Consider the following 26,980-nt stretch of genomic DNA (forward strand, 5'->3'; position numbering starts at 1 on the left):
CCGCACTTTTCAACCAAAGTGCGGTCTAATTTAACATTGTTTATCAAACCCGATTTATTCGGGTTTTGTGCTATTAACAGGAAGGAATTATGAACGCAAAACGACTTTTACTGAGCATTCTGCTTTCATCGAGCGCTTGCGCCCTGTTCGCCGCCAATCCCGCCGTGCCTGCCGTTGCCAGCGAAAAACAAACCGCTAACACGGCGGCCTCCCCAACTGAAAACAGCGCAAACCGAACAACCAATCCGGCTGATCCGAGTGCGCAGAAAATCGCCGCGCTGGAACAGGAAATTCAGCGTCTGCACGATGCCCAGCAAAGCCAAAACCGCCTTAGCCAACAGCGTCGCACCTATCAGACGCTCACGCAGATACTAAGCGCCTCGAGCAGCGAAAATACCCGCCGGATCGCACAAAACCTACTGGCGGAACTGACTGATTACCCGCTGTATCCCTATGCCGAATATCAGTTACTGAAAGCCGATAAAGACAATATCACCCTGAGCGAAATCCTCGCCTTTCGCAAACGCAATCCGGACTTTCCGGCGGCGGATCTCAGTACCGACTGGCTGCAACAGCAACAAAAAAATGCCCGTTGGCAGGACATTCTGACCAATGCCAACGCATTACCGGCGGATCAGCGTACCCGTTGTATTCTGATGCAGGCCCGACAGGAACTGGCTAAAACTGACAAAAAACAGACCGCACTTTCCGCACAGGAGTTCACTCAACTCTGGCTGACCGGCGACAGCCTGCCAAGACAATGCGATCCGTTGTTGGATCAATGGTCGAAAGACGGCGGCATTACGCCCGAACGGGTCAAACAGCGTGCCTTGCTGGCATTTGAGAAAAATAACACGAACCTGATTACTCATCTGACAAGACAGGCCGCAGACAATGGGCTGAAAACCTGGCTGACGGATCTCAACCGCCTGCTGAACAGCCCGCAGACGCTGCAAAATCCCCACAATACCTTTTATATCGAAAAATTATCGCCGCAAAACGCCGAGGATAAACGCCTGCTGCTGGCGGTGATGCCCGCCTTTATTAACACTGTGGCGGAAACGGATTTGCCGGCCGATGCGCCCTTTGCCCGATTCGCCGACTGGGCGAACCGCTTCGGCCTCACCGCACAACAAACCGCCCAATGGAAAAAACGCCTGCTGAGTCGGATTTTCGACACCGAGAACGACAACCTGCAACAATGGCGGGATAAAGAAATCATCGCGTTAAAAGATGATGCGCTGCTGGAACGGCGCATTCGCCTTGCTATTCGCCAACAAAGCGAGATCACGCCGTGGCTACAGGCGCTGTCGGATAAAACCGCGGCCAAAGACGAATGGCGCTATTGGTCGGCCAAGGCCTTACAAAAGCAAGGAAAAAACACGCAGGCGCAGGCAATCCTGCGGGCGATGCAAAACGATGGCGCCGGTTTTTATCCGATGCTGGCCGCCGAAGAACTGGGCATTGACTACCAACCGCAAATGAAAGAACTGACGGCGGATAAAAACCTTGATGTTGCGCAAAAATACGCCGGTGAGCTGGCGCGGATTCAGGAATTGCGCTATGTCAACGACAATGCCAACGCCGGGCGCGAATGGCGCAAATTGCTCGATGCCGCGGTATTTCAACAAAAATTGCAGCTGGCGGAATATGCCGGCCAACAGCAATGGTATGATTTGCAGGTCGAAGCCACCATTCAGGCAAAAGCCTGGCGCTTTATTCGTTTACGCCTGCCAAACGCTTATCAGGATTGGTTTGATTTATTCTTAAACGATAAAAAAATCGACCGCACTTTTGCCATGGCAATCAGTCGTCAGGAAAGCGCATGGCGTCCGAATGCGACCTCGCCCGCCGATGCCAGAGGATTAATGCAACTGCTGCCGTCCACCGCCAGACTGACGGCGCAGAAATTCAGCCTGCCGTATGGCGATGATAAACGGCTGTTCGATCCGTTTACCAATATCATGCTGGGAACCGCCCATTTGCAGGAATTATATGATCGCTACGGCAATAACCGTATTTTAATCGCGGCGGCCTATAATGCCGGCGCACGGCGGGTTGACAGCTGGCTGGAAAGATCTGCCGGCAAGCTGAGCATGGCTGAATTTGTCGCCTCAATTCCCTTTTACGAAACCCGTGGCTATGTGCAGAATGTGCTGACCTATGCCTATTATTATCAACGCTTGCAAAATCTGCCGATACAAAAATTTACCCAAGAGGAATATAATCGATTATACTAGTGCACCAGTACTACGCTATGAGGTGAATTTATGTATGTAAGTCGCAATATGGAACAATGGCACGCCTTTATCACAATATTACGTCATGCCTTCGAGCAGGGCAAAGAACAGGAGCTGTTGACCCTGCTGCTGACGGCGGACGAACGGGATGCGGTGGGACTACGGTTGCAAATTGTCGCACAGTTGCTGGACAAAGCCCTGCCGCAGCGGGAAATTCAGCAGAATCTGAATACCAGCGCGGCAACGATTACTCGCGGCTCGAATATGATCAAAACCATGCCGCCCGATTTTATGCAATGGGTAAAAGAGCAGCTTGATGGGCAAACGGAAGAAAATTAGCCTGCAAAACGCGGTTCACCGGCTGCGACAAAACGGCTGGCGCTGGCTATGCCGTCTGGTATTGGTATGCTGCGGCGTCACTTTGTTTTTTCGTTTCGTGCCGGTGCCGTTTTCCGCCTATATGGCACAGCAGAAAATCGCCCATATGTTGCAATGGGAAAGCTATTCGCTGCATTATCGCTGGACAAGTATCGAACAGATCTCATGGCAAATGCAGCTGGCGGTGATCGCCGCCGAAGATCAGTTTTTTCCCGAACATAACGGCTTTGACTGGCAGGCCATTGAAAGCGCATTTAAGCATAACCGGCATTCGAAACAGATTCGCGGCGCATCAACCATTTCGCAGCAAACGGCGAAAAACCTGTATTTATGGCATGGCCAGAGCTGGCTGCGTAAGGGGCTGGAAGTGCCGGCGACGTTGATGCTCGAACTGTTATGGTCAAAACGCCGGATCCTGGAAGTCTATTTAAATATCGCCGAATTCGGGGACGGTATTTTCGGAGTCGAGGCCGCCAGTCGGCATTATTTCAAAAAACCGGCACGGGATCTGAGCCAGCAGGAAGCGGCTCTGCTGGCCGCCGTGCTGCCGAATCCGCGGTTATTTAAGGTCAACCGCCCTTCCGCCTACGTTCAGCAGCGACAACGCTGGATAATCCGGCAAATGAACGCATTAGGCAAAAATTATCTGCAACAACTGTAAGGAGTAACATTATGACTATTCTCGTCACCGGTGCCTCCGCCGGTTTTGGTAAAGCTATCTGTACCGCCTTTGTCAAGGCTGGTTATTCGGTTATCGGCGCGGCACGCCGTGCGGATAAATTACAGGCTTTAAAACAGGAACTGGGCGATCAGTTTTATCCGCTGCAAATGGATGTGTCCGATCCTGCGCAAATTGACACCGCACTTCGCCAACTGCCTGAAAGCCTGCAACAACTCGATGGGCTGATTAACAATGCCGGGCTGGCTTTAGGTCTGGAACCGGCGCATCAAGCCGACTTTAACGACTGGCAGACTATGATCAACACCAATGTGGTGGGGCTGGTCTATCTGACCCGCCAGATTTTACCGCAAATGGTCGAGCGCAATCGGGGACATATTATTAATCTGGGTTCCATTGCCGGCACTTATCCTTATCCGGGCGGCAATGTGTACGGCGCAACCAAGGCGTTCGTGGCGCAGTTCAGCCTCAATTTACGCGCCGATTTAGCCGGTACGCCAATCCGCGTGTCCAATGTCGAACCGGGTTTATGCGGCGGTACGGAATTTTCTAACGTGCGTTTTAAAGGCGACGACGCCAAGGCCGCCGGTCTTTATCAGAATGTGGACTATATCCGCCCCGAAGATATCGCCAACACGATTTTATGGATCTATCAGCAACCGCCGCATGTCAATATCAATCGGATTGAGATCATGCCGGTGGCGCAAACCTTTTCACCGCTGGCGGTCAGCCGTAAGTAAAAGAAGAAAAAACGGGCGGAAGCATCTCGCCTTCCGCCCTTAGCCGTTTTGTGCGTGATCTTCCAGCCATGGAATTAAATAACCGTAATTTTCCTCTTCCATTTTGTGCAGCGGAATAAAACGTATTGCCGCGCTATTGATACAATAACGCAATCCGCCGCTTGTCGCCGGCCCGTCATCAAAAACATGACCTAAATGCGCATTGCCCGAACGACTCAGCACTTCTGTTCTGATCATCGTAAAGCCGATATCTTTTTGATACTTCACGACTTCCGGCACAATCGGCTTGCTAAAACTCGGCCAGCCGCAGGGAGAATCGAATTTATCCGCAGAACGGAATAAAGGCTCGCCGGTGGTAATATCCACATAAATTCCCGGCTCAAAATGATCCCAGTATTCATTCCGAAACGGATATTCCGTCTCTTTTTCCTGCGTCACCCGATATTGCAGCTCATTTAACCGCACTTTTAATGCCTCTTGGCTCGGTTTCGGATACGCGCTCGGATTAATATGCGGCCGTTTTGCTTGCGCCGAATCCATCGGATAATCATCGTCGGGATAAGTCATCGCCTCGCCTCCTCGCGGTATTTAATGCTTTACTTACTGCGACAACCGCGTTATCGCTTGCCGAGCAATGTATCTCATCGGTCAATTAACGGTGCCGTTATAACTCTTTGCGCTCATCCGGCATAAACCGTCTTCGAATCAACTAGTTAAAGTGCGGTGAAAACTGACTGTAATTCCACCGCACTTTTTTAGGAGAATTTAGGAGAAATACCGCCGGCGATTATCTGCCGAACATCATCATTGCCGCAAACAATGCCATCTGCACTTCCTGATCGGAAAGCGGCGCGCCGTTGAAATTCAATTGATGATTGTCCAGCAACAAATGCAGGCTTAACTGTTCGTCCGTTTCGTTGAACAGATTGGCCTGTCTGGCCTGACGCAGCAATTCCTGCATTCGGCTGTCGGCAAGCGCCGCCGCGGCTTCACGGCCGAGCGTCGGCGAATTGGCTTGCTCAATCAGGGTCAGATATTCGGTCAATGCCGCTTTATCCAGCTCAATATCAAGCCCCAGCTCGTTAAATAATCCCAGCACGGTTTTCTGTTCCCGCACCCGCTGCTCGACATCTTTGGTTAACACCAGATTAAATTGCGCCGATAACTTTCCTTTCGGATTGAAAAAAGCGAACGGAGTAATTTTGATCTGCGGCGAACGGTTCAGAATCACTTTCAGCGCATCGTCGGCAAGCGGTGTCAACGTCAGGTTATCCCCCTGTTGTTTATCCATTTCATCCGTGAGCGTGTTTAAGGCCTGAACGTCCAGATGATTAAACTGCATAATCATATCGGCACCGCCGAAAGACAGGCCGTTATGAGCGATATCCTCCGCTTTGTACATCACCGCCGCATCGGCAAAACCCTGCTCCGCTTTTATCGCCAGCCCCAGTTCGGCATTTTTAAACGCCGTGCTGATTGTCTGACCGGCATGATTTTTACCGTCCAGACGGAGATCCTCGCTTTTAAGGTAATAAGATCCCGGCAACAACGCTTTTAATTCTTCGCCCGACGTTCTGTCCAGCTCAATATGACTGTTGACGGCGGTCAGCACACCGCTTTGCAGCCCGTCGCGCTCGGAAGCCGTCTCGTGCGGCAATGCATCCAGCGTAATTTTTGCCGACGGGATAGTCACCCGGGTTTTGCCGTATCCGTCTTTATCCGTATCAAAATCAGCGGACAGCGACCATTCCAGCCGGCCGTTATTCAACTCACCCGAGACATCGGAATATGCCGTTCCTTTCAGCCGCTGATCATAGGTCATCATAAAGGTGCTTTTCAGCGGGTTGGATTGATTGTCTTTAAACCAGTTTTCGGTCTGTTGATTTTTTACCATCGCCACTTCCGCCGAAAACATGGCGACGGAAAAATCATTGATCGTCAGCGGACCATGATACACCTTGCCGGCAAACGGGATGACATAGCTTTTATTCTCTTTTGTCGAGCGAATCACCGCATCATAGCTGACTGTCGAGCTAAACAGACCGCGTTCGAATTTGACATTTTCAAGCTGCGCGCTCATCTCGCCGCCGAGACCGAGCGTTGCCAGCCTTTCGTTGCTTTTATTCAGCTGATACTGATACTGCGCTTCCGCCGTTTTCCCGGTGTACCACGCCCCGCCCGTCCACAGCGCGCCGAGTGCGACAATAACCCCGAGGGCTATCGATGATTTTCTCATAATCAGTTCCTTTATATTGAATATTATTTTATCTACCGGGGTTAAATTAGCACAAATACGTCATAAGTTAAAAAATTTTTAGCTTTTCCCCTTGAATTCCGCTTTTCCGCTCGCATTTAGTCTGGCAAGAGCAGACGGCCCGCAGAAATTCGGTATTTTATCACCGCACTTTTGCAAACTTTTTACTGACATTCACTTGAAATAGTAAAAGCCGGCCCAATCTTAGCGACATGCAGCAAATTTAACAGGAGAAAACATATTATGGGAAAAATTATTGGTATTGACTTAGGTACAACAAACTCTTGTGTCGCCGTTATGGACGGTGACAAACCGCGCGTTATTGAAAATGCGGAAGGCGATCGTACCACCCCGTCAATCATTGCATATACGAATGATAACGAAACTTTAGTCGGTCAACCGGCAAAACGTCAGGCGGTAACCAATCCGAAAAACACATTATTCGCCATCAAACGCTTAATCGGCCGTCGTTTTGAAGATCAGGAAGTTCAGCGTGACGTCAGCATTATGCCGTTTGACATTGTCAAAGCGGATAACGGCGATGCCTGGGTGTCGGTGAAAGGCGACAAAATGGCGCCGCCGCAGATTTCTGCCGAAGTGCTGAAAAAAATGAAGAAAACCGCAGAAGATTTTCTGGGCGAAAGCGTAACCGAAGCGGTAATTACGGTGCCGGCATACTTTAACGACGCTCAGCGTCAGGCTACCAAAGACGCCGGCCGTATCGCCGGTTTGGAAGTTAAACGTATTATTAACGAACCGACTGCGGCGGCACTGGCTTACGGGCTGGATAAAGGTAAAGGCAACCATACCATCGCGGTGTATGACTTGGGCGGCGGTACATTCGACTTATCCATTATCGAAATTGACGAAGTGGGCGGCGAAAAAACCTTTGAAGTGTTATCCACTAACGGGGATACCCATTTAGGCGGTGAAGACTTCGACAACCGTGTCATTAATTATTTGGTCGATGAGTTCAAAAAAGAACAAGGCGTGGATTTACGCAACGATCCGTTAGCCATGCAGCGTTTGAAAGAAGCGGGCGAGAAAGCCAAAATCGAATTGTCCTCCGCACAGCAGACCGATGTCAACCTGCCGTACATTACCGCGGATGCGACCGGCCCTAAACACCTGAACATCAAACTGACCCGCGCGAAACTGGAAGCGTTGGTGGAAGATCTGGTAACCCGTTCAATGGAACCGGTAAAAACCGCATTGGCGGACGCAGGGTTGAGCGTATCACAAATTGACGACGTTATTTTGGTGGGCGGTCAGACCCGTATGCCGTTAGTACAGCAGAAAGTTGCCGAATTCTTCGGTAAAGAACCGCGTAAAGACGTCAACCCGGACGAAGCCGTTGCGATCGGTGCGGCGGTACAGGGCGGCGTATTAGCCGGTGATGTCACCGACGTGTTGCTGTTAGACGTTACACCATTATCCCTTGGTATCGAAACCATGGGCGGTGTGATGACAACGCTGATTGAGAAAAACACCACGATTCCGACTAAGAAATCGCAAGTGTTCTCCACCGCGGAAGATAACCAGAGTGCGGTAACAATCCATGTGCTGCAAGGTGAACGTAAACAAGCCTCGGCGAACAAATCGCTGGGTCAGTTCAATCTGGAAGGAATTAACCCTGCACCGCGCGGTATGCCGCAGATTGAAGTTACCTTCGATATTGATGCGGACGGTATCATTCATGTATCGGCCAAAGACAAAGGCACCGGTAAAGAACAGCAGATTACCATTAAAGCCTCTTCCGGTTTAAGCGATGAAGAAATTCAACAAATGGTACGCGACGCCGAAGCGAACGCCGAAGCCGACCGTAAATTTGAAGAATTAGTGCAGGCGCGTAATCAGGCGGATCATTTAGTTCACTCCACTCGCAAACAATTAAGCGAAGCGGGTGATAAATTACCAGCGGAAGACAGAGCGGCGATTGAATCTGCGGTGAATGACCTTGAAAGCGCAGCGAAAGGCGAAGATAAAGCCGCTATCGATGCCAAAGTTCAAGCCTTAATCCAGGTTTCGGAAAAACTGGTTCAGGCCGGTCAGCAACAAGCGCAGGCGGATGCGCAGGCACAGAGCCAGAACGCAAAAGGCAATGACGATGTAGTCGATGCCGAGTTCGAAGAAATGAAAGACAATAAATAACGGCTTTTCATTCACTCATCACAAGGGCGTAGCGATACGCCCTTTTGGCATGTAAACAAGCTTAAAACGCGGAGACCCGTTCGGGCGTCCGCACTCAACCTCGAAGCATTATTATGGCGAAAAAAGATTATTACGAAGTCCTTGGTGTGGAACGCAACGCGGACGAAAAGGCGATAAAAAAAGCCTATAAACGTCTGGCGATGAAATATCATCCCGACCGTACCAAGGGTGACAAAGCAAGCGAAGAAAAATTCAAAGAAGTCAACGAAGCCTACGAAATTCTCGCCGATAAAGAAAAGCGCGCCGCTTATGATCAATACGGTCATCAGGCCTTTGAACAAGGCGGTGCGGGCGGATTCGGCGGCGGTTTCGGCGGTGCCGATTTCGGCGATATTTTCGGTGATATGTTCGGCGATATTTTTGGCGGCGGACGCACGCGTCAGCGTGTGGTACGCGGCGAAGATTTGCGCTACGACATAGAAATTACGCTGGAAGAAGCGGTACGCGGGGCGAAAAAAGATATTCAGATCAATACCCTTGCGCAGTGCGATCATTGCCACGGTTCCGGTGCGGAAGCCGGTTCTAAAGTGGAAACCTGTCCGACCTGTCACGGTTCCGGCCGGATTCGTCGTCAGCAGGGTTTCTTTATGACCGAGCAAACCTGCCCGACCTGCCACGGCAGCGGTAAAAAAATCGAAAAACCTTGTAGCCACTGTCACGGCGAAGGGCGCGTACATAAACGCAAAAATCTGTCCGTCACCATTCCGCCGGGTGTGGATACCGGCAATCAGCTGCGTCTGTCGGGTGAAGGCGCGGCGGGAGAAAACGGCGCGCCGGCCGGTGATTTGTATGTGGTGATCCATGTCAAGGAACATCATATTTTTGAACGTGACGGCAACAACCTTTATTGCGAAGTGCCGATCGGTTTCACCATGGCGGCATTAGGCGGCGAAATCGAAGTGCCGACTTTAGACGGTCGTCTGAAAGTGAAAATTCCGGCGGAAACCCAAACCGGCAAACTGCTGCGCTTGCGCGGCAAAGGCGTCAGTTCGGCACGCGGCGGCTATGTGGGGGATTTAATTTGCAAAATCACCGTTGAAACGCCGATCAAATTAAATGAAGAGCAAAAAGAGCTGCTACGCAAACTGGGCGAAAGCCTCGACGGCAAACAGCACAGTCCGAAATCCTCCAGCTTTCTGGACGGGGTAAAAAAATTCTTCGATAATTTAGGCAAATAAGCAAAAGTGCGGTAAAATCGACCGCACTTTTTTCTTTGGGTGGTATTGCTATGTTTCCGTGTACTTTGATCAAAAAAGCGATGAATCTGTTTTTTCGTCAGGGCATTAACGAAAAAAACAGACAGGAGCTGCAAAACCACAATATGTCGCTTCTCGCCAGCAACTGCAACGGCGCCTTGATTCTGCATGATCTCGGCGAACGCTTTAACTCGCCGTTCGTCAATCTGTATCTGACCCCGCAGGATTTTATCCGTTACCTACAGCATATGAAGTATTACCAGCACCATCCGCTGCGCTTTGCGGCGGAAAATACCCCTTATCCTATCGGGTATCTGGATGATCTTACCATTCATTTTATGCATTACCATTCCGCTCAGGAAGCGGAGGCGAAATGGCAGGAACGCAGCCGGCGGATCGACCCGGACAATCTGTTTATTATGATGACCGACCGCGACGGCTGCCGCTATCAGGATTTGCAGGCGTTTGATCAGCTGCCTTTCGCTCACAAAGTGGTGTTCACCCGCAAACCTTATGCGGATATCAACTCTGCGTTTTATATCAAAGGGTTCGAAGCGCAGGAATGCGTCGGCGATCTCTTCGATTATTCCGGCCTGTTCGGTAAAAAATATTATGATCAGTTCGATTATGTGGCGTGGTTTAACCAAAACCTGCGGCGGACGTAAAAGGCTATGCCCGACGGCTCGGTTAAGATCTCGGCTAAGATAAAGTGCGGTAAAAAAATGTGCGGTTTTTTCACCGCACTTTTTTCTTTTCACCTACAAGGTGATTTCATCAATACTGCGCCCGAAACTCGGCACGAAAACCCGCACAAAATAGTCCATTTCGTCGCTGTGCCATTCATCCATCAGTTTTTCCAACCGCACTTTTGCCTGCGCGAATTCCTGATTACCGTTTTCCAGTTCGAACTTGACTTTGATATAGGCGCACAGTAAATCCGCCTGTTTAACGATATGTTTTTCCTGCGCGGAAAACCGCTCGCTGTCCAGATAAGGCACAAAATCCTGCTGCAATTCCGCCGGCAGCAGGCTCAGCAGGTGCAGTTCGGCGGCACTTTCGATTTGTTTATAGGCTTCGGTGATCGCCGGATTGAAATATTTAATCGGCGTCGGCAAATCGCCGGTGAAAATTTCCGAGCTGTCGTGATACATGGCCAGCACCGCGATCCGATCGGGATTCAGCCTGCCGGCATAAAATTTGTTTTTGATCAGCGCCAGCATATGCGCCACAAACGCAACCTGTAAACTGTGTTCCGCCAGATTCTCTTTTTCGATATTACGCATTAACGACCAGCGCTGAATCAGCCGCAGGCGATCCAGACAGGCGAAAAAATGACTGATTTTCAGCTCGTTTTGCCACATATCAGTTCACCGTATATTCTTCAATGGTGACCGGCAATACCAGCGTTTTACCCAACCGGGAAATCACCACATTCATGGTGGTATTCGGCTTCATATTGCTGATCACATTCATCATTTGCGCCGGCGATTCGGCCTCTACATCACCGAATTTCAAAATCACATCGCCGGGCTGAATGCCGGCTTTTGCCGCCGGACTGTTTTCCATCACGCTGGTAATCACGATGCCTTTTTCCGTTTTGGCGCCCTGCCCGTTGCTGAACAGAATATCGCTCTGCACGCCGAAAAAGCCGCGAATCACCCGACCGTCGCGAATAATCTTATGCATCACATCGCTGGCAAGCTCAATCGGAATGGCGAAATTCAATCCTTCCGCAATTTCATTGGCGTTTTTACCGATACTCAAGGTGCTGATTCCCACCAGTTCGCCCGCCGAGTTAATCAAAGCGCCGCCGGAATTGCCGCGGTTAATGGAGGCGTCGGTCTGAATAAAATTCTGCCGTCCGATAAAATCGCCCACGGCGTTACGCCCCAGCGCACTGATAATCCCCTGCGACACGCTTTGTCCCAGATTATAAGGATTGCCGATCGCCAGCACGATATCGCCCACATGATCCTGACGCCGCGGATTTTGCGGAATGGTGGATAAATTGTCCGCCTTAATTTTCAGCACCGCCAGATCGGTCAGATTATCCGAACCGACCAGACTGGCTTCAAAAATTTTGCCGTTTTGCAGCGCCACCACAATTTGATCGGCATTTTGGATCACATGTTTATTGGTCAGGATATAACCGTCTTTCGACATAATCACGCCGGAACCCAGATTATTGACCTGAGACTGATAATTATTGTTTGCCGAGGCAAACGCCTGATTATACACATTCACCACCGCCGGCGAGGCAATCCGCACGGCGTCTTTAAAGGAGGCGACATCCGTCTGTAAAATTGCCGGCGTGCTGCGAAACCACGGCAACACGAATAAAATCAGCGCGGCGGCAAGCAGACCGATCAAGATTGATTGAATAATTTTTTTTAACATGACTGTTTCCTTTTTAACTGTCATCGCAAGGTCGGTAAACCAGTTTAACGTCCGATTCGATTTGCCGTACGGATTGCAGCCGCCACAACGGCGCGTCGGCAAGCCGGTGGATATGAGATAAAGGGAATAACCCTTTCGCCTGTTCGCCGAGTAACTTCGGCGCCATATAAACGATAAGTTCGTCCACCAGCTTCTGTTCGATCAATGCGCCGGCCAGCCCGGCGCCCGCTTCAATCCACAGGCTGTTAATCTGGCGGCGTCCCAGCTCGTGCATCAGTGCAGGCAGATAATGGGCGTTATCATCCGCCGTTAATCGGATCTGCTGACAAAAATCGGGAAAGGCGGACATCTCGCGCGCATTGCGGCTGACCAGCCACACCGGCGATGGGATTTGAAACAGCTTGTGATCAGGCCGAACCAAATGCTGATTATCCACAATAATTCTTACCGGCTGACGCAAATCCGCCTGCCGGTAATCGTTGCGTACCGCCTCCGGCAATTGTTCCCAACGCACATTCAGCAACGGATCATCGGCCGCCACAGTTTTACCGGTGGATAAAATCGCCGCGGCTTGCGCCCGCGCCGCCTGCACATCCTGCCGGGCCAGAGCTCCGGTCAGCCATTTGCTTTCGCCGCTCGCCATTGCGGTTTTGCCGTCAATGCTGATCGCCATTTTCAGCTGTACGAAAGGCACGCCGCAGCGCATGCGTTTGAGAAACCCCTTATTCAGCGCTTCCGCCTGTTCCTGCAATAAACCGACCACCGTTTCCACTCCGGCCGCCTTTAACATCGCCAGCCCGTTACCCGCCACCTGCGGATTCGGATCCTGCATGGCGGCAATAACGCGCACCACACCGGCATCAATCAAAGCGCGGGCGCAAGGCGGTGTCCGACCGAAATGCGAACAAGGTTCCAGTGTCACATAAGCGGTGGCTCCTTTCGCCCGCTCGCTGGCATCACGCAATGCCATCACTTCCGCGTGCGGTTGTCCCGCTTTGCAATGAAATCCTTGCCCGACCACCTTGCCGTTGTTAACCAACACACAACCCACCGCCGGATTCGGTGCGGTGGTAAACAAGCCTTTGGCAGCCAGTTGCAGCGCCATTTGCATAAATCGCCCGTCATCCCGGGTAAATCCGCGTTGCATATTAATCCTTTAAATTTTCAATTTCCTGACTGAACTGGTTAATGTCGTCAAAACTTAAATATACCGAAGCAAAACGGATATACGCCACTTTATCCAGCACTTTTAACTCGTTCATCGCCAGTTTGCCGATAAGTTTGCTCGGCACTTCCCGCTCACCGGTAGCGCGCAGCTGATGAGTGATATGGCTGATGGCTTTTTCCACATCATCGGAACTGACCGGGCGCTTTTCCAGCGCATGCAAAATACCGCGGCGCAATTTATCTTCGTTGAACGGCTCACGGCTGTGATCGCTTTTTATCACTTTCGGAATGATCAATTCCGCGGTTTCAAAGGTGGTAAAGCGTTCGTGGCACTTCCCGCATTCGCGGCGGCGGCGAACCTGATAGCCGTCGGAAACCAAACGGCTGTCAATCACTTTGGTTTCTTCGGTGGAACAAAAAGGACAGTGCATAAGCTCCTCTGATAGATAACAGATACAGACCGCTGCATTTTAACAAGATTTACATTGATTTACGATATTTTTCGCCCGCCGCTCGCCATCTTACCGGCGGCGCAGACGAATGGCAGCGCAATATTTTTTTGCCGACCGCTTGCATATCGGCAGGTTATTTCCTACTATATCGCTCAACTTTTTATATTTGGAGAAACCGATGTCAAACGACTTAATCTGTTATAAAAAAATGCCTGTCTGGCATAAAGACAGCCTGCCGCAAATGTTTCAGGAAAAACACAACACCAAAGCCGGCACTTGGGGCAAGCTGACGGTGCTAGAGGGCAAACTTAAATTTTATGTGCTGACCGAAGCGGGCGATATTGTCAGCGAACATATCTTCAGCGCCGGGCAGGAAACACCGTTTGTGCCGCCGCAACAATGGCATAAAGTGGCGGCTTTGTCCGATGATCTGGCCTGTTATCTGGAATTTTATTGCGAAAAGGCGGATTATTTCAGCAAAAAATATAATATGACCGCCACCCATTCGGAAGTCAAAAGTGCGGTGCAACTAATCAAACCTTGCAAAACGCTCGATCTCGGCTGCGGACAAGGACGCAATGCGCTGTTTTTAAGTCTGCTGGGTCATACGGTAACGGCGTGGGATCACAACGAAGCCAGCGTAGCGTTTCTCAGCCAGACCGCGGAGAAAGAAAATTTAACGATAAACACCGCACTTTACGATATTAACTCGGCGGCCATTGCAGAAAATTATGATTTTATTCTGTCCACCGTGGTATTTATGTTTTTAGATCGCCACGCGGTGCCGGCGATTATCCGCAATATGCAGCAGCATACCAATCCGGGCGGTTATAATCTGATCGTGGCGGCGATGAGTACGGACGATGTGCCTTGTCCAGTGCCGTTTTCCTTTACTTTCAAGCAAAATGAACTTAAGGCGTATTATCAGGATTGGGAATTTATAAAATATAACGAGGAAATGGGCGAATTACACAAAACCGATGCAAACGGCAATCGGATCAAAATGAAATTCGTCACCATGCTGGCGAAAAAGCGCTGATCATTATCTAATAACGGGATGCCGTTGCGGCATCCTTAACGGATCACCGACACCGCTTTGATCTGCGCATAAACCTGCTGCCCGATTTGCAGGTTTAACTCGTTGCAGGACCATTTACTGACCGTCGCCCAAATGCGCTGTCGTTCAATCTCGATCTGCACGTCCATACGATCTTCCCGCGCGGCAAGGGCGCAGACGGTGCCGTGCAGAATATTGCGGATACTGCTTTTCTGCGGCTGCACCAAGGCAACGGAAACATCGGAGGCGGCAATACAGACCCGCACTTTTTGATTAACGTGCGGCTCAACCTCACTGACCCATAACGATTGTTCGCCGATAGCAAGTGCGGTCATTTTATACAACGGATGATGAAAATGCACCGGCAGCGCCAGCACGGTACTTTGTTCGTTTTCCGTTTTCCACGCATCGAATAACGGATTTTGCCAGATATTTTCCAAGAGGTCATAAGCTTTGACTTTGCCGTCGTCCAACAACACCACCCGTTCCGACAGACGCAATAATTCGTCCAGACTGTGCGTGACATACAAAATGGGAATATTAATTCGTTTGGACAGGATTTCCAGATAATTAAGCAATTCCCGTTTGCGTGGCAAATCCAGTGCCGACAAGGGTTCGTCCATCAACAGAATTTCAGGATCGGTCAACAATGCGCGCCCGATGGCAACCCGCTGTTTTTCGCCGCCGGACAACGTAATCGGATAGCGTTTCAGCAAATGTTCGATCCCCAGCAGCGCCACAATCTCATCAAATTCCTGCCGACTGGCATTTTTCATGCCGTAACGCAAATTACCTTTTACCGTGTAATGCGGGAATAAGCGCGCATCCTGAAACACATAGCCGATATGACGCCGGTTCGGTGCCAGATTAATATGACGGCGCGTATCCACCAAAGTGCGGTGATTTAACTGAATATATCCCTGATCCGGTTGCAGCAGCCCGCCGATTAAATTGATTAACGACGACTTGCCCGAGCCCGATAGCCCGAATAAGGCGGTAATGCCCTGATTCGGAATCTGTAGATTGGCGGCAAATGCCATTTGCCCCAGCCTTTTACTGACATTAATCTCTAACATCCGCCTGCCCCAGTTTTTTCTGTGTTCGCTTCGCCAACCATTCCGAGACCAACAACGAAAGCAGCGAAATCAAAATGGCGATCAAACAAAGCCGCGCCGCCGCACCTTCCGCCCCCGGCGTTTCAATGAAAGAAAACATCGCCAGCGGAATGGTTTGCGTTACTTTCGGAATATTGGAGACAAACGTAATCGTTGCGCCGAACTCGCCCAAAGAGCGGGCAAAACCGAGGATCAATCCGGCTAACACCCCCGGCAGAGAAAGCGGCAACGTGACGGTAAAAAACGTTCTCACGCCGGACGCGCCGAGCGTTCTTGCCGCCTGTTCCAGCCTGAAATCCACACTTTCCAATGCCAGCCGGACTGAACGCACCACCAGCGGCAGCGCCACAATCGCCGACGCCAGCGCCGCGCCGTACCAGTTAAAGCCGAAACTGAAATCAAACCATTGCAGCAGATAGCGCCCCACAAGCCCGTTGCGCCCCATCACGATCAACAACAAATAACCGATCACCACCGGCGGCAGCACCAGCGGCAGATGAATAATGCCGTTCAGTACGGATTTGCCCCAGAATGTTTTACGCGCCAATAACCAAGCGAGAAAAACCGCAAGGGGCAAACTGGCGAAAATAGAAATCAGCGCCACTTTAAGACTTAATAAAATCGCGTTAATTTCAGGCTGGGATAACTGAAAATATTCAAACAGTGATGACATAAAATGTGGGATAACGCGTTTCCTTTGCAATCAACTTGACGATAAGGCGCAGAGGACAATGATGTCCCCCGCCCGCGTATTATTTACTGGAAAAACCGAATTTTTCAAATATTTTTTTCGCAGGTCCAGATGTTAAATAATCCAGAAATGCCCGGCTTTCCAGATTGTCATGACCAGCGATAATCGCGGCAGGGTATTCCACCGGCGGGTGAGAGCCATCCGGGAACACTGCAACCACTTTGACTTTCTGGCTTGCTGCCGCATCCGTCGCATACACCACACCTAACGGCGATTCACCCTGTTCGACCAACGCCAGCGCAGCGCGCACGTTATTGGCGCGGGCAAGTTTATCCTGCAACTGATCCCATTGTTTTAAATAGGTAAACGCCGCTTTGGCATAAATGCCCGCCGGCACATGCGCCGGATCGCCGACCGCCAGATAAGAACCTTTTAACGCCGCCTGCCATTGGTCATTGCTTAAATCGACTGCACTGAGCTGACTTTGCTGCGGTGCGATCATCACCAGTTTATTGCCGACCAAATCAATGCGCGAATCCGCCGCAATGGCCTTTTTTTCCGCCAAAAAATCCATCCATTTCTGATCTGCGGAAACAAACACATCGGCCGGCGCGCCTTCCGTAATCTGGCGGGCAAGCACGGAGGAAGAGGCAAATGAAAAATCGATTTCTTGCTGCGGGTTGGCTTTGACGTAATCGGCTTTCACGGCTTCCAGCGCATTGGTCATTGAGGCCGCGGCGAACACGGTGAGTTTTGCCTGCGCGGATAAAGCCAGTGCGGCACAAGCCAACACACAAGAAAGAGCAAGTTTTTTAAATTTAAGCATAAGTTTCTCCATGACTGTGATTGATGCAATATGCACGGGATTATATAACGAATTAAAAAATAAAAGCTACATAAAAAAAGGACTTTCCATTAAAATACCCAGAACGGTTGAAACGGAGTCATCATGATGTCGGAAAGCGAAATTCTTCTTACCATAAAACTACAGCAGCAACTGTTTGTCGATCCGAAACGGATTCGGCTGTTAAAAGAAATTCAGCACTGCGGTTCGATTAACCAAGCGGCCAAAAATGCGCAGGTCAGCTATAAAAGCGCATGGGATCATTTGGAAGCAATGAACAATATCAGCCCGAAACCGTTGCTTGAGCGCAATATCGGCGGCAAAAACGGCGGCGGCACGGCATTGACGGTTTATGCCCAGCGTTTGCTGCAACTGTATGATTTACTGGAAAAAACACAGCAAAAAGCGTTTGAAATTCTGCAAGATGAAACGGTTCCGCTGGACAGCCTGCTGTCCGCCACCGCACGTTTTTCGCTGCAAAGCAGCGCGCGCAATCAGTTTTTCGGTAAAGTCGTTCGTTTGCGCCGGCAAGATATTCATTGCTATGTGGAAATTGAGGTGGACGATTTCCCTCATCCGTTTATCGCCTCCATCACCGCGCAAAGTGCGGTGCGTTTACAGCTTGTTGCGGGTAAAGAAGTGATGATTATGGTGAAAGCGCCTTGGGTGAAACTGTATCACAGTCGTCCGGAAAACGTGCCGAACTGTTTTAACGCCACCGTCAGCGCGATTACGGATAAAGATCAGGTGAAAGAAGTGATTCTGAGCCTGCCTGGCAACACCACATGCTGCGCCACCGTGGGTAAAGATGAAGCGTTCGCCTTAAACGAATCGGTTTATTGCACGATCGATCCGGAACAGATTGTACTGGTGACGCTTTACTAAACGACGCCCACCGCCGGATAACCTTAACGTTAAATCAAGGCGGTGGTCGCCCGCCACCGGAAAGCCGAAAAGCCGAAAAGCCGAAAAGCCGAAAAGCCGAAAAGCCGAAAAGCCGGAAATTATACTCAAGTGCGGTCGGTTTTGTTAAAGCTTTTCCAGTTTCGCCAGCGCGGCAATTAACCATTTAATTCCCTGTCCCTGAAAGGCAATTTGCAATCGGGTGTTGTTCTCCGCACCTTCCACATTGATTACCGTCCCTAAGCCGAATTTCGCGTGTTTGACTTTCTGCCCGCTTTTCCACTCATTATTATCCGATAATACCGGCGCCGCGCTTCCCACCGCACTGCGATTGTAAGCGCGGGTCACGGTGCCGCGCAACCGCACTTCCTGAATGCAATCGGTCGGTAGTTCGGCAAGAAAACGTGACGGCAGATGGCGCTCTTCTTTGGCATATAAACGGCGGCTTTCGGCATAACACAGGGTCAGTTTTTGCTTCGCCCGGGTAATGCCCACATAGGCCAGCCGGCGTTCTTCCTCCAACCGTCCCGGTTCTTCGAAAGAACGGAAACTCGGGAATACCCCTTCTTCCATGCCGACAATAAACACCCGCGCAAATTCCAGCCCTTTCGCCGAATGCAACGTCATCATCTGCACGCAGGCCTGATGCGGCGATGCCTGCTCTTCCCCGGCTTCCAGCGAGGCATGGGTTAAAAACGCGGTTAAATCGGACATCTCCGCCGCCTCATCCGGTTTGCTGAATTCTCTGCTGGCCGTTACCAATTCTTCCAGGTTTTCGATCCGCACTTCGCCCTTCTCGCCTTTTTCCTGCTTATACATGTCATATAAACCGGAATGCTTGATCACAAAATCCGTTTGCGCAAATAGCGGCATTTCATCCGTATCGCGCTGTAATGAATTGACCAGTTCAAGGAAACGCAACAGCGCGGTGGCTGCGCGGCCGGACAGCATATTTTCCTGCATCGCCACCTGCGTTGCCTGCCACAGTGTAATTTGCCGTTCGCGGGTTAAGGTGCGTAAACTGCTTAAGGTGCGTTCACCGATACCGCGCGGCGGCGTATTCACCACCCGTTCAAAGGCGGCGTCATCCTGACGGTTGGCGATCAGCCGCAAATAAGCCAGCGCGTCTTTGATTTCCTGCCGTTCGAAGAAACGCATGCCGCCGTAAATACGATAAGGAATTTTCGCCCGAATCAAGGCTTCTTCAATCACTCGGGACTGGCTGTTGCTGCGGTACAGTACCGCACAATCATCCGGCTTGCCGCCGTCTTCCAGCCATAGATTAATCTGACTCGCCACAAACAGCGCTTCGTCCAGTTCATTGAACGCGGCATACACGCCCACCGGTTCGCCTTTTTCACCGTTCGTCCACAAATCTTTACCTAACCGGTTATTATTATTGGCAATTAAATGATTGGCGCTTTGCAGAATATTGCCGGTGGAGCGGTAATTCTGCTCAAGGCGGACGGTTTGCGCATGCTGGAAATCCTGCAAAAAGCGGTGAATATTTTCAATCTGCGCCCCGCGCCAGCCGTAAATGGACTGATCGTCGTCGCCGACAATCATCAATTTGCCCTGCTCACCGGCCAACAGTTTAATCCACGCATATTGAATTTTATTGGTATCCTGAAATTCATCCACCAGAATATGCTGAAAACGCTGGCGGTAACGCTGCAAAATCACCGGTTTTTTCAGCCATAATTCATAGGCGCGCAGCAAAAGCTCGGCGAAATCCACTAAACCGGCGCGATCACAGGCGTCCTGATAAATCCGGTAAATGCGGATCCATTCCCGTTCCTGCGCATCGTTGTTGTCGTCAATCTGATCCGGACGCAGCCCCTCCTCTTTTTTATTATTGATATACCAGCAGGCCTGCTTATACGGGTACATTTTCTCGTCATAATGGTGTAATTTCATTAAACGTTTAAGCAGGCGCAGTTGATCTTCGCTGTCCAGAATCTGAAAATCCTGCGGCAAACCGGCATCGGCGTGATGGGCGCGCAACAAACGGTGCGCAATGCTGTGAAAGGTGCCGACCCACATTCCGAATAAACGCTGCGACGAATAGTTCGCCAGCGTGCTTTCAATACGCTGGCGCATTTCCGCCGCGGCTTTATTGGTAAAGGTCACTGCCATAATGCTGCCTTCGGCGATATGTTCCACCGCAATCAGCCAAGCGATACGGTAAGTCAGCACACGGGTTTTACCGCTGCCGGCACCGGCCAGCACCAGATAATTGCCCAAGGGCGCAGCCACCGCTTCCCGTTGTTTATCATTTAATCCGTCGAGTAATTCAGAAATATCCATGCCATCACCACTGTTTTTTTGTACAGGCTAAATTATATTGAGTTTTTAGCCAAAGGACAATAAAAAGTGCGGTAGGAATATTCGCCGTTTTCCGCGGGCGGAAAAAACCGGCACGCGTTGCTGCCGGTTTAACCTTAAGCGTACACTTTAATATGCACGGTGATTTCTTCCCGATCGTGATAAAGGTGTTTGGCCTGAATCTGAAAACGCAATTCGGCTTTGCGCAACGCCTGCTCTATGTCGTGTAGACACTGACGCACTTCCGCATAGCGTTTTTTCATCGGTAATTTCAGGTTGAAAATGGTTTCGCGACACCATCGGTTAATCAGCCATTTACAGATTAACGCGCTGATACGGCTCGGCTGCTCCACCATATCGCAAACCAGCCAGTCGATACGCTGATGTTTCGGCGGCTGGAATTTAAAACCGTCTTCGGCACAATGTTCAATCCGTCCCGTCTCATGCAGACTTGCCGCCATTTTGCCGTGATCGACGGCATATACGAACAGCCCGCGTTTTACCAGCTGATACGTCCAGCCGCCCGGACAAGCGCCGAGATCCACGCCGTACATATTGGCGTTGAAATGTCGCGCTTCTTGATTGCGCGGGATAAAAGTCAGAATGGCTTCTTCCAGCTTCAGCGTCGAACGGCTCGGTGCCTGCGGCGGAAATTTCAGCCGCGCAATACCCATCGAATACGGCGAATGGTTGTGGTTATAAGAATAGCCCACATAACAGCTGTCGCTGCGCAGGAAAAAAATATGCAAAGTCAGACCGCACTTTTCGCCTTCTGCAACCTGTAGCCAGCCTTGTTTTTTCAATGCGCTGCGCAGCGGCACGGTAAATTTGCGGCAAAAGGCGGACAGCGCTTTGGCGTCATTGGTATCGGCCGTTTCCACCCGAAGGTCAGCGCTTTGCGACAGCGGAATCTGTGCGGCAATGCGCTGATATTGCTCAATAATCGGCGTAATGCGATCCGCCGGCGACAGATCCGACAATAACGCCGACACCACTATCATCTGGCGGGCGAAAATCAGCCGCTTAAAAGGCAGCTCGCGCGCCAGACGATCCGCCTCACCGGCCTGATAACATTCGAAAATCACATAACCGCTGTTTTGCACAATTCGGGCAAAGCCGAATACGCCCAGTGTCGCCGCTTGATCGGTCATTTCCGCCGCGGCTTCTTTTTCAAATCCGGCGCGACAATATAAGGCTAATTTATTCATTCGTTTCGCTCTGCTGCATGCTGTCGATGATCCAGTCGCGAAATGCCGCGATCTGCGCATCGTTGGTTTTATCCAATCGGTTGATCACATAAAAGGATTTGGGATCTTTGAAATTGGTCGGCAAGACGATTTGCAGGCTGCCGTTATTGATTTCCTGCTGCGCCAGCACCCGGTTCGCCAATACGATGCCCTGACCGTGTACCGCCGCCTGTAGCGCCATAAAGGTATGGCTGAATAACGGCCCGTGTTGAATATCCAGGCCTTCCAGCTGTAAATAGCTGGCCATATTCTGCCAGTTATCGCGGGTATAAATATGAATTAAGGTATGCTTTTTCAGATCGTCCGGTGAGTTTACCGCTTGCTGCGCTAATAATTTCGGCGATGCCAACAGCAACAAATTTTCTTCCGCCAGTTTTTCCACCTGTAGATTGTCCCAGTTTCCGCGGCCGTAATAAATTGCCACATCCACATCTTTATTGAGCAATCCTTCATCCTGATCCACCCCTTTTAAGCGCACTTCAATATCCGGATGCAGGCGGTTGAATTCGCTCAAACGCGGCACCAGCCATTGAATGCCGAAAGTTTGCGGCACGCTGATAGCCAAATGTTTATCATTTTTCTGTGCCAGTAAATTGGCCGTCGCGTCCGCCAGACGGTGCAGGATTTTCGTCACGTCGGTAAAATAGGCTTTGCCGAATTCGGTTAATTCCAGTGAACGGTTTTTGCGTTTAAACAGCTCAATGCCTAAAAAATCTTCTAATAGTTTTATCTGATGGCTGACCGCCGCCTGTGTAACAAACAGTTCGTCCGCCGCTTTAGTAAAGCTTAAATGGCGGGCCGAACATTCGAATGCTTTCAGTGAATTCAAGGGAGGCAAACGTTTATACATAAATCTTCCCAATAATAAAAATTTAATTTATAATAAGTTACTGATTTTCGGATTAGTTTTTCTAATACCTCAAATAAAAAAATATCCATTGTTCAATCCGGACTACCTCTCTACAATACGCGCCATACTTAATGATTGGTAATTCCTTACTGGTTAAAGAGTTTCGGACTTAAGTATGATGTTGTGTTTGCATATTGTCCGGGCAACCGGACAGAGTAACTGATAAAGTTACTCATTTCACTTCCTGTATATTTTTTAAACCTTATTTAGGTTATACGCACCGCTCTGTTGAGCGGTGTTTTTTTATCTGCGCATACTACCACAATCTCGCCGACATTTCCGCGCCAAATTAAATAAATTGATAAAATTCCCCGATTTTCCCTTGAAACAGTTTTCAACCCTCAGAGAATGGTGTAGATTAAATTCATCGCATCGTATCAATGTTTAAGGAAAGAAAATGAGTAAAAATATCGATTGGCAAAACCTAGGTTTCGGTTACATCAAAACCGATTACCGCTATCTCGCCTACTGGAAAGACGGAAAATGGTCTAAAGGCGAATTAACCCAAGATAATCAATTACATATCAGCGAAGGTTCGACCGCACTGCACTACGGTCAGCAATGTTTTGAAGGATTGAAAGCATACCGCTGCAAAGACGGCTCAATCAATCTGTTCAGACCGGATCAAAACGCACTGCGTATGCAAGCCAGCGCACGCCGTTTATTAATGCCCGAAGTGCCGGTGGAAATGTTTATCGACGCCTGTAAACAAGTAGTGAAAGCCAATGAACAATGGCTTGCCCCTTACGGCACCGGCGCAACCTTATATTTGCGTCCGTTTTTAATCGGTGTCGGCGACAATGTCGGCGTCAGCCCAGCGCCGGAATACATTTTCTCCATTTTCTGCTGTCCGGTGGGCGCTTATTTCAAGGGCGGTCTGAAACCGACCAATTTTATCGTTTCCGAATACGATCGCGCCGCACCGCACGGCACAGGCGCCTCGAAAGTAGGCGGCAACTACGCAGCCAGTCTGTATCCGGGTAAAAAAGCCAAAGAACACCATTTCAGCGATTGCATTTATCTTGACCCGGCCACGCACACTAAAATCGAAGAAGTGGGCTCCGCCAACTTTTTCGGCATTACGCGAGACAATAAATTCGTCACGCCGCTATCGCCGTCGATTCTACCGAGCATTACCAAATATTCCCTGCTGTATTTAGCCAAACAGCGCTTAGGCATGGAAGCGGTTGAAGGTGATGTTTACATCAATGAGCTGGATCAATTCAAAGAAGCCGGCGCCTGCGGTACCGCTGCGGTCATCTCGCCGATCGGCGGCATTCAATACGGCGACCAGTTCCATGTTTTCCATTCCGAAACGGAAGTCGGCGAAGTTACTAAAAAACTTTATGACGAACTGGTCGGTATTCAATTCGGCGATATTGAAGCCCCGGCGGGCTGGATCGTCAAAGTGGAATAATCCCTAGTTTTGAAACCTAAAGATTGGATTACGATCCAATCTTTTTTTTCCGCAAAATACCCCTATCCAAGCGACATGATATGTTTTAAAATAATTGCGAATTATCTCTTGTTGACCGAATTTCTATGAAATTGAATTTCCCTACCATTCTGACATTATTTCGGGTCGTGCTGATCCCTTTCTTTATTATTGCCTTTTATCTTCCTTTCACTTGGGCGCCTCTTGCCACCACCATTATCTTCTTCATTGCGTCCGTTACCGACTGGTTCGACGGCTATCTGGCGCGGAAATGGAATCAAAGCACGCCGTTCGGCGCCTTTTTGGATCCCGTTGCCGACAAAGTGATGGTTGTGGCGGCACTCGCTTTAGTGATGGAATATCAACATTCTTTCTGGGTCACCCTGCCAGCCATTATCATGATTTCCCGCGAAATCATCATTTCCGCCTTACGGGAATGGATGGCGGAAATCGGCAGTCGCAGCAAAGTGGCGGTCTCGTGGCTGGGCAAAGTCAAAACCGCCTCACAAATGCTTGCGCTGGGCGGCTTGTTATGGCGCTATAACGTACTGATGGAAATCGCCGGTATTATTTTCTTATATATCGCTGCCATTCTCACCGTCTGGTCAATGCTGCAATATCTAAAAGCTGCCAAAGGCAACCTGCTGGACGGCCAATAAGCCGCCTTTTGCGGTATTTTATTCGGCAATACCGATAAAAGTGCGGTCGAAATTCAAGCGTTTTTTCATCTCAAGACATTAGCAATAAGACCATGATTTCTTTTTAGACAATCGAACTTAAAATCTTCAGTTTCTATTTGACTAATGATAAGAAATCCGTACAATTCACCACGTTATTTAACGGCAATGATAATTGCTGACGATGCGGGAATAGCTCAGTTGGTAGAGCACGACCTTGCCAAGGTCGGGGTCGCGAGTTCGAGCCTCGTTTCCCGCTCCACTCGCCCGAGTGGTGAAATCGGTAGACACAAGGGATTTAAAATCCCTCGGCTTTCGGGCTGTGGCGGTTCAAGTCCGCCCTCGGGCACCATTTAAAACAATTGATAATTCAATAAGATAGTCGCGTAACGCGGCTTTTTTTATGCCCAAAATTCGACATCTTTTTAATGCAAAATTGCTTTGGTGGTTAGCTCAACTACTATTTTCATTCCTGAACAATATATCGATCAAATTTGCAAATCTGACGACATTAACAATAAAAAAACCACCGATAAACCCAACTGATTACTGCCGGATTTATGGGTGGTGAAATGATAGAAATAGGTATCGATAATAACGATTACCGCTGCGTTTCAACCGCTTCTAGGGCGCGCAGGGCGTAGGTGTAGGCGGCGCCGGCGTTCAGTGAAATGGCGGTGGCCAGTGCACCGGCGATTTCGCTTTCGGTTGCGCCGGCTTTGGCTGCGGCGGCGGCATGTACGCTGATACAGCTTTCGCAGCGGGTGGTAATGGCCACGGCAAGGGCGATCAGCTCTCTGGTTTTGGCATCCAGCGCTTCTGCCGCGGCAGCCTGTTCAAGGGAGCCGTAAGCCTGAAGCATTTTCGGATGATTTTTACCCAATTCGCCGAATGCTTTTTTCACCAATGCAGTATGCGCTTTCCAATCTTTAAACATAATTTTTTCTCCTATTGTGTAAAAAACGGTGCTATTATTATGCAAATTCAGCGGTAAATCTCGTCAAATCGTATCAATTCATCGTCAAATATTATGGATATTCTCGAACAACTTATTTCCTTAGCACAGGTTTCAGGACAGGTGGATATTCAATGCCGCTTGCAGGGAAGCTGGTATATGCGCCACGAAGCGCAAACGGCCTGCGCGATTGCTCACATCGTCACGCAGGGAAGCGGCTATTTAAAAATCGATGGGCAAAAACAACCGCACTTACTTAAAGCGGGCGATGTGATCTTTTTCCCGCGCGCGGTGGGACATACGCTGAGCGATCGGATCGATCCGACAGGCCACAAAACCATTCCGCAAACCACACAAAACGGCGCGTTTATATTAAAACACAGCGGTGACAACTCCCCCGATTTCAGCTTATTTTGCGCCCGTTTCGACTACGAACCGCAAGCCGAATTATTCAGCAATTTACCGCAGGTGATTTTTCTGCATATTGATGCGGAAAATCTCTTAGCACCCTTAATTAAGGTGTTGCAAAATGAGGCCGAAACTCCGTCGATGGGGGCAAAACTGATTATTCATGCGATTTCTTCGGTATTGCTGGTCTCCCTACTACGCGCCTATATGCAGCAGGGGCATAGCATGACGCTGAGCGGAACCCTGAACGGCTGGCAGGATCGTCGTCTGCGGCGGCTGATTCAGATGATTTTAATCCAGCCGGAACAAAACTGGTCCGTGGAACAAATGACACATACCGCAAATCTCTCACGAGCGCAACTGATGCGTTTGTTTAAGCAGAAAATGGCGGTCAGCCCCCACGCTTTCGTGCATAAAACCCGCTTACAAAAAGCGGCGCAGCTGCTGAAACAAAGCAACGAATCCATACTGTCAATTGCGCTGTCCTGCGGGTTTCAGTCGGAAACCCATTTCGGCAAAGCGTTTAAAAAACATTACCACATCACGCCGGGACATTACCGAAAACTGAAAAAATAATACCGCACTTATCACACATGCAACCCGTATGTGAAGAACCGGCTTCTCTTTGCTTATCTGTTTTTCTTTATTTTTTAACCAGTTATAAATCTACCCGCCATATTTTTCAATATGCCGTTCTTT

24 protein-coding genes, 2 tRNA genes and 1 pseudogene are annotated in these 26,980 nt (G+C 49.8%); 14 read left to right on the forward strand and 13 right to left on the reverse strand.

All coding sequences use genetic code 11. From position 1 onward, the window contains the following. Positions 1–89: 89 nt before the first annotated feature. The 4 genes from ACESOH_RS05870 to ACESOH_RS05885 are packed head-to-tail and all read left to right on the forward strand — an operon-like array spanning position 90 to position 4,037. Complete coding sequence (locus ACESOH_RS05870; RefSeq protein ID WP_373100310.1) at positions 90–2,240, forward strand: transglycosylase SLT domain-containing protein; 2,151 nt, start codon at positions 90–92, stop codon at positions 2,238–2,240. Between the two features lie 30 nt (positions 2,241–2,270). Next, a complete protein-coding gene (gene trpR, locus ACESOH_RS05875) occupies positions 2,271–2,579 on the forward strand; it encodes a trp operon repressor (RefSeq protein WP_032092912.1) in 309 nt (102 codons plus the stop codon). Then, on the forward strand, positions 2,557–3,279 hold the full coding sequence (gene mtgA, locus ACESOH_RS05880; RefSeq protein WP_373100312.1) for a monofunctional biosynthetic peptidoglycan transglycosylase: 723 nt from the start codon (positions 2,557–2,559) through the stop codon (positions 3,277–3,279). Before trpR ends, mtgA begins: the two co-directional genes overlap by 23 nt. 8 nt (positions 3,280–3,287) lie before the next feature. Then, positions 3,288–4,037, forward strand: coding sequence for an SDR family oxidoreductase (locus ACESOH_RS05885; protein WP_373100432.1), 750 nt, complete (start codon positions 3,288–3,290; stop codon positions 4,035–4,037). A 39-nt stretch (positions 4,038–4,076) separates the two neighbouring features. Here the strand turns inward: ACESOH_RS05885 and msrB are convergent. Further along, positions 4,077–4,577 (reverse strand): annotated as a pseudogene (gene msrB / locus ACESOH_RS05890) (peptide-methionine (R)-S-oxide reductase MsrB); the annotation flags it as partial. Between the two features lie 247 nt (positions 4,578–4,824). Continuing rightward, positions 4,825–6,273: a YdgA family protein gene (locus tag ACESOH_RS05895; protein WP_373100313.1), complete on the reverse strand. Its 1,449-nt coding sequence runs from the start codon at positions 6,271–6,273 to the stop codon at positions 4,825–4,827. A gap of 261 nt (positions 6,274–6,534) precedes the next feature. Here ACESOH_RS05895 and dnaK point away from each other — a divergent pair, with 261 nt between their 5' ends. The 3 genes from dnaK (at position 6,535) to ACESOH_RS05910 (ending at position 10,363) form a co-directional block, all read left to right on the forward strand. Next, positions 6,535–8,442 carry a molecular chaperone DnaK gene (dnaK, locus tag ACESOH_RS05900; RefSeq protein WP_032092916.1) on the forward strand — a complete coding sequence of 636 codons (1,908 nt, stop codon included), beginning with the start codon at positions 6,535–6,537 and terminating at the stop codon, positions 8,440–8,442. A 113-nt stretch (positions 8,443–8,555) separates the two neighbouring features. Beyond that, positions 8,556–9,680: a molecular chaperone DnaJ gene (gene dnaJ / locus ACESOH_RS05905; RefSeq protein ID WP_032092917.1), complete on the forward strand. Its 1,125-nt coding sequence runs from the start codon at positions 8,556–8,558 to the stop codon at positions 9,678–9,680. A gap of 50 nt (positions 9,681–9,730) precedes the next feature. Further along, positions 9,731–10,363: a DUF1919 domain-containing protein gene (locus ACESOH_RS05910; protein WP_373100316.1), complete on the forward strand. Its 633-nt coding sequence runs from the start codon at positions 9,731–9,733 to the stop codon at positions 10,361–10,363. Positions 10,364–10,456: 93 nt separating this feature from the next. Here the strand turns inward: ACESOH_RS05910 and yfbR are convergent, their stop codons facing one another. From yfbR to nrdR, 4 genes are read right to left on the reverse strand one after another with little or no spacing between them, the layout of a single operon-like run. After that, entirely contained in the window at positions 10,457–11,059 is a 603-nt protein-coding gene (gene yfbR / locus ACESOH_RS05915; protein WP_373100318.1) for a 5'-deoxynucleotidase, read from the reverse strand. A 1-nt stretch (position 11,060) separates the two neighbouring features. After that, on the reverse strand, positions 11,061–12,095 hold the full coding sequence (degS, locus tag ACESOH_RS05920; protein ID WP_032092920.1) for an outer membrane-stress sensor serine endopeptidase DegS: 1,035 nt from the start codon (positions 12,093–12,095) through the stop codon (positions 11,061–11,063). 13 nt (positions 12,096–12,108) lie between these two features. After that, the gene (gene ribD / locus ACESOH_RS05925; RefSeq protein WP_373100320.1) at positions 12,109–13,242 is read right to left on the reverse strand and encodes a bifunctional diaminohydroxyphosphoribosylaminopyrimidine deaminase/5-amino-6-(5-phosphoribosylamino)uracil reductase RibD; all 1,134 of its coding nucleotides are present in this window, start codon (positions 13,240–13,242) and stop codon (positions 12,109–12,111) included. Between the two features lies 1 nt (position 13,243). Beyond that, positions 13,244–13,693 carry a transcriptional regulator NrdR gene (gene nrdR / locus ACESOH_RS05930; protein ID WP_032092922.1) on the reverse strand — a complete coding sequence of 150 codons (450 nt, stop codon included), beginning with the start codon at positions 13,691–13,693 and terminating at the stop codon, positions 13,244–13,246. Positions 13,694–13,892: 199 nt separating this feature from the next. On the opposite strand from nrdR, the gene tehB reads away from it, so the two are divergent. After that, positions 13,893–14,753 carry an SAM-dependent methyltransferase TehB gene (tehB, locus tag ACESOH_RS05935; RefSeq protein ID WP_373100323.1) on the forward strand — a complete coding sequence of 287 codons (861 nt, stop codon included), beginning with the start codon at positions 13,893–13,895 and terminating at the stop codon, positions 14,751–14,753. Positions 14,754–14,788: 35 nt separating this feature from the next. Here tehB and modC read toward each other — a convergent pair whose 3' ends face one another. From modC to modA, 3 genes are all read right to left on the reverse strand, one after another. Further along, positions 14,789–15,847 (reverse strand): molybdenum ABC transporter ATP-binding protein ModC, encoded by a 1,059-nt coding sequence (gene modC, locus ACESOH_RS05940; protein WP_373100324.1) that lies wholly within the window; start codon positions 15,845–15,847, stop codon positions 14,789–14,791. Continuing rightward, positions 15,834–16,559 carry a molybdate ABC transporter permease subunit gene (gene modB, locus ACESOH_RS05945; RefSeq protein ID WP_373100326.1) on the reverse strand — a complete coding sequence of 242 codons (726 nt, stop codon included), beginning with the start codon at positions 16,557–16,559 and terminating at the stop codon, positions 15,834–15,836. The genes modC and modB overlap by 14 nt, the downstream gene beginning before the upstream one ends. Before the next feature lie 79 nt (positions 16,560–16,638). Further along, positions 16,639–17,403 carry a molybdate ABC transporter substrate-binding protein gene (gene modA / locus ACESOH_RS05950; protein WP_373100327.1) on the reverse strand — a complete coding sequence of 255 codons (765 nt, stop codon included), beginning with the start codon at positions 17,401–17,403 and terminating at the stop codon, positions 16,639–16,641. A 126-nt stretch (positions 17,404–17,529) separates the two neighbouring features. Here modA and ACESOH_RS05955 point away from each other — a divergent pair, with 126 nt between their 5' ends. Then, positions 17,530–18,306: a TOBE domain-containing protein gene (locus ACESOH_RS05955; RefSeq protein WP_373100433.1), complete on the forward strand. Its 777-nt coding sequence runs from the start codon at positions 17,530–17,532 to the stop codon at positions 18,304–18,306. A 144-nt stretch (positions 18,307–18,450) separates the two neighbouring features. Here ACESOH_RS05955 and uvrD read toward each other — a convergent pair whose 3' ends face one another. From uvrD to ACESOH_RS05970, 3 genes are all read right to left on the reverse strand, one after another. Then, the gene (uvrD, locus tag ACESOH_RS05960) at positions 18,451–20,631 is read right to left on the reverse strand and encodes a DNA helicase II (protein WP_373100329.1); all 2,181 of its coding nucleotides are present in this window, start codon (positions 20,629–20,631) and stop codon (positions 18,451–18,453) included. Between the two features lie 134 nt (positions 20,632–20,765). Further along, on the reverse strand, positions 20,766–21,857 hold the full coding sequence (rlmM, locus tag ACESOH_RS05965; protein ID WP_373100331.1) for a 23S rRNA (cytidine(2498)-2'-O)-methyltransferase RlmM: 1,092 nt from the start codon (positions 21,855–21,857) through the stop codon (positions 20,766–20,768). Further along, complete coding sequence (locus ACESOH_RS05970; protein WP_373100333.1) at positions 21,850–22,746, reverse strand: transcriptional regulator GcvA; 897 nt, start codon at positions 22,744–22,746, stop codon at positions 21,850–21,852. The genes rlmM and ACESOH_RS05970 overlap by 8 nt, the downstream gene beginning before the upstream one ends. Positions 22,747–23,203: 457 nt before the next feature. Between ACESOH_RS05970 and ACESOH_RS05975 the strand changes: the two genes are divergently transcribed. The 4 genes from ACESOH_RS05975 (at position 23,204) to ACESOH_RS05990 (ending at position 25,270) form a co-directional block, all read left to right on the forward strand. Beyond that, a complete protein-coding gene (locus ACESOH_RS05975) occupies positions 23,204–24,223 on the forward strand; it encodes a branched-chain amino acid aminotransferase (protein WP_373100335.1) in 1,020 nt (339 codons plus the stop codon). 125 nt (positions 24,224–24,348) lie between these two features. Then, positions 24,349–24,900, forward strand: a complete 552-nt coding sequence (gene pgsA / locus ACESOH_RS05980; RefSeq protein ID WP_032092930.1) for a CDP-diacylglycerol--glycerol-3-phosphate 3-phosphatidyltransferase — start codon at positions 24,349–24,351, stop codon at positions 24,898–24,900. A 204-nt stretch (positions 24,901–25,104) separates the two neighbouring features. After that, positions 25,105–25,180 (forward strand) — tRNA-Gly (locus ACESOH_RS05985). Between the two features lie 3 nt (positions 25,181–25,183). Further along, positions 25,184–25,270 (forward strand) — tRNA-Leu (locus ACESOH_RS05990). A 249-nt stretch (positions 25,271–25,519) separates the two neighbouring features. On the opposite strand, the gene ACESOH_RS05995 is transcribed toward ACESOH_RS05990, so the two are convergent. Beyond that, on the reverse strand, positions 25,520–25,855 hold the full coding sequence (locus tag ACESOH_RS05995; protein WP_032092931.1) for a carboxymuconolactone decarboxylase family protein: 336 nt from the start codon (positions 25,853–25,855) through the stop codon (positions 25,520–25,522). 93 nt (positions 25,856–25,948) lie between these two features. On the opposite strand from ACESOH_RS05995, the gene ACESOH_RS06000 reads away from it, so the two are divergent. Next, on the forward strand, positions 25,949–26,857 hold the full coding sequence (locus ACESOH_RS06000; RefSeq protein WP_373100337.1) for an AraC family transcriptional regulator: 909 nt from the start codon (positions 25,949–25,951) through the stop codon (positions 26,855–26,857). The last annotated feature ends 123 nt before the right edge of the window (positions 26,858–26,980 follow it).

It is taken from the genome of Necropsobacter rosorum, assembly GCF_964241405.1.
Taxonomy (GTDB): Bacteria; Pseudomonadota; Gammaproteobacteria; order Enterobacterales; family Pasteurellaceae; genus Necropsobacter; species Necropsobacter rosorum.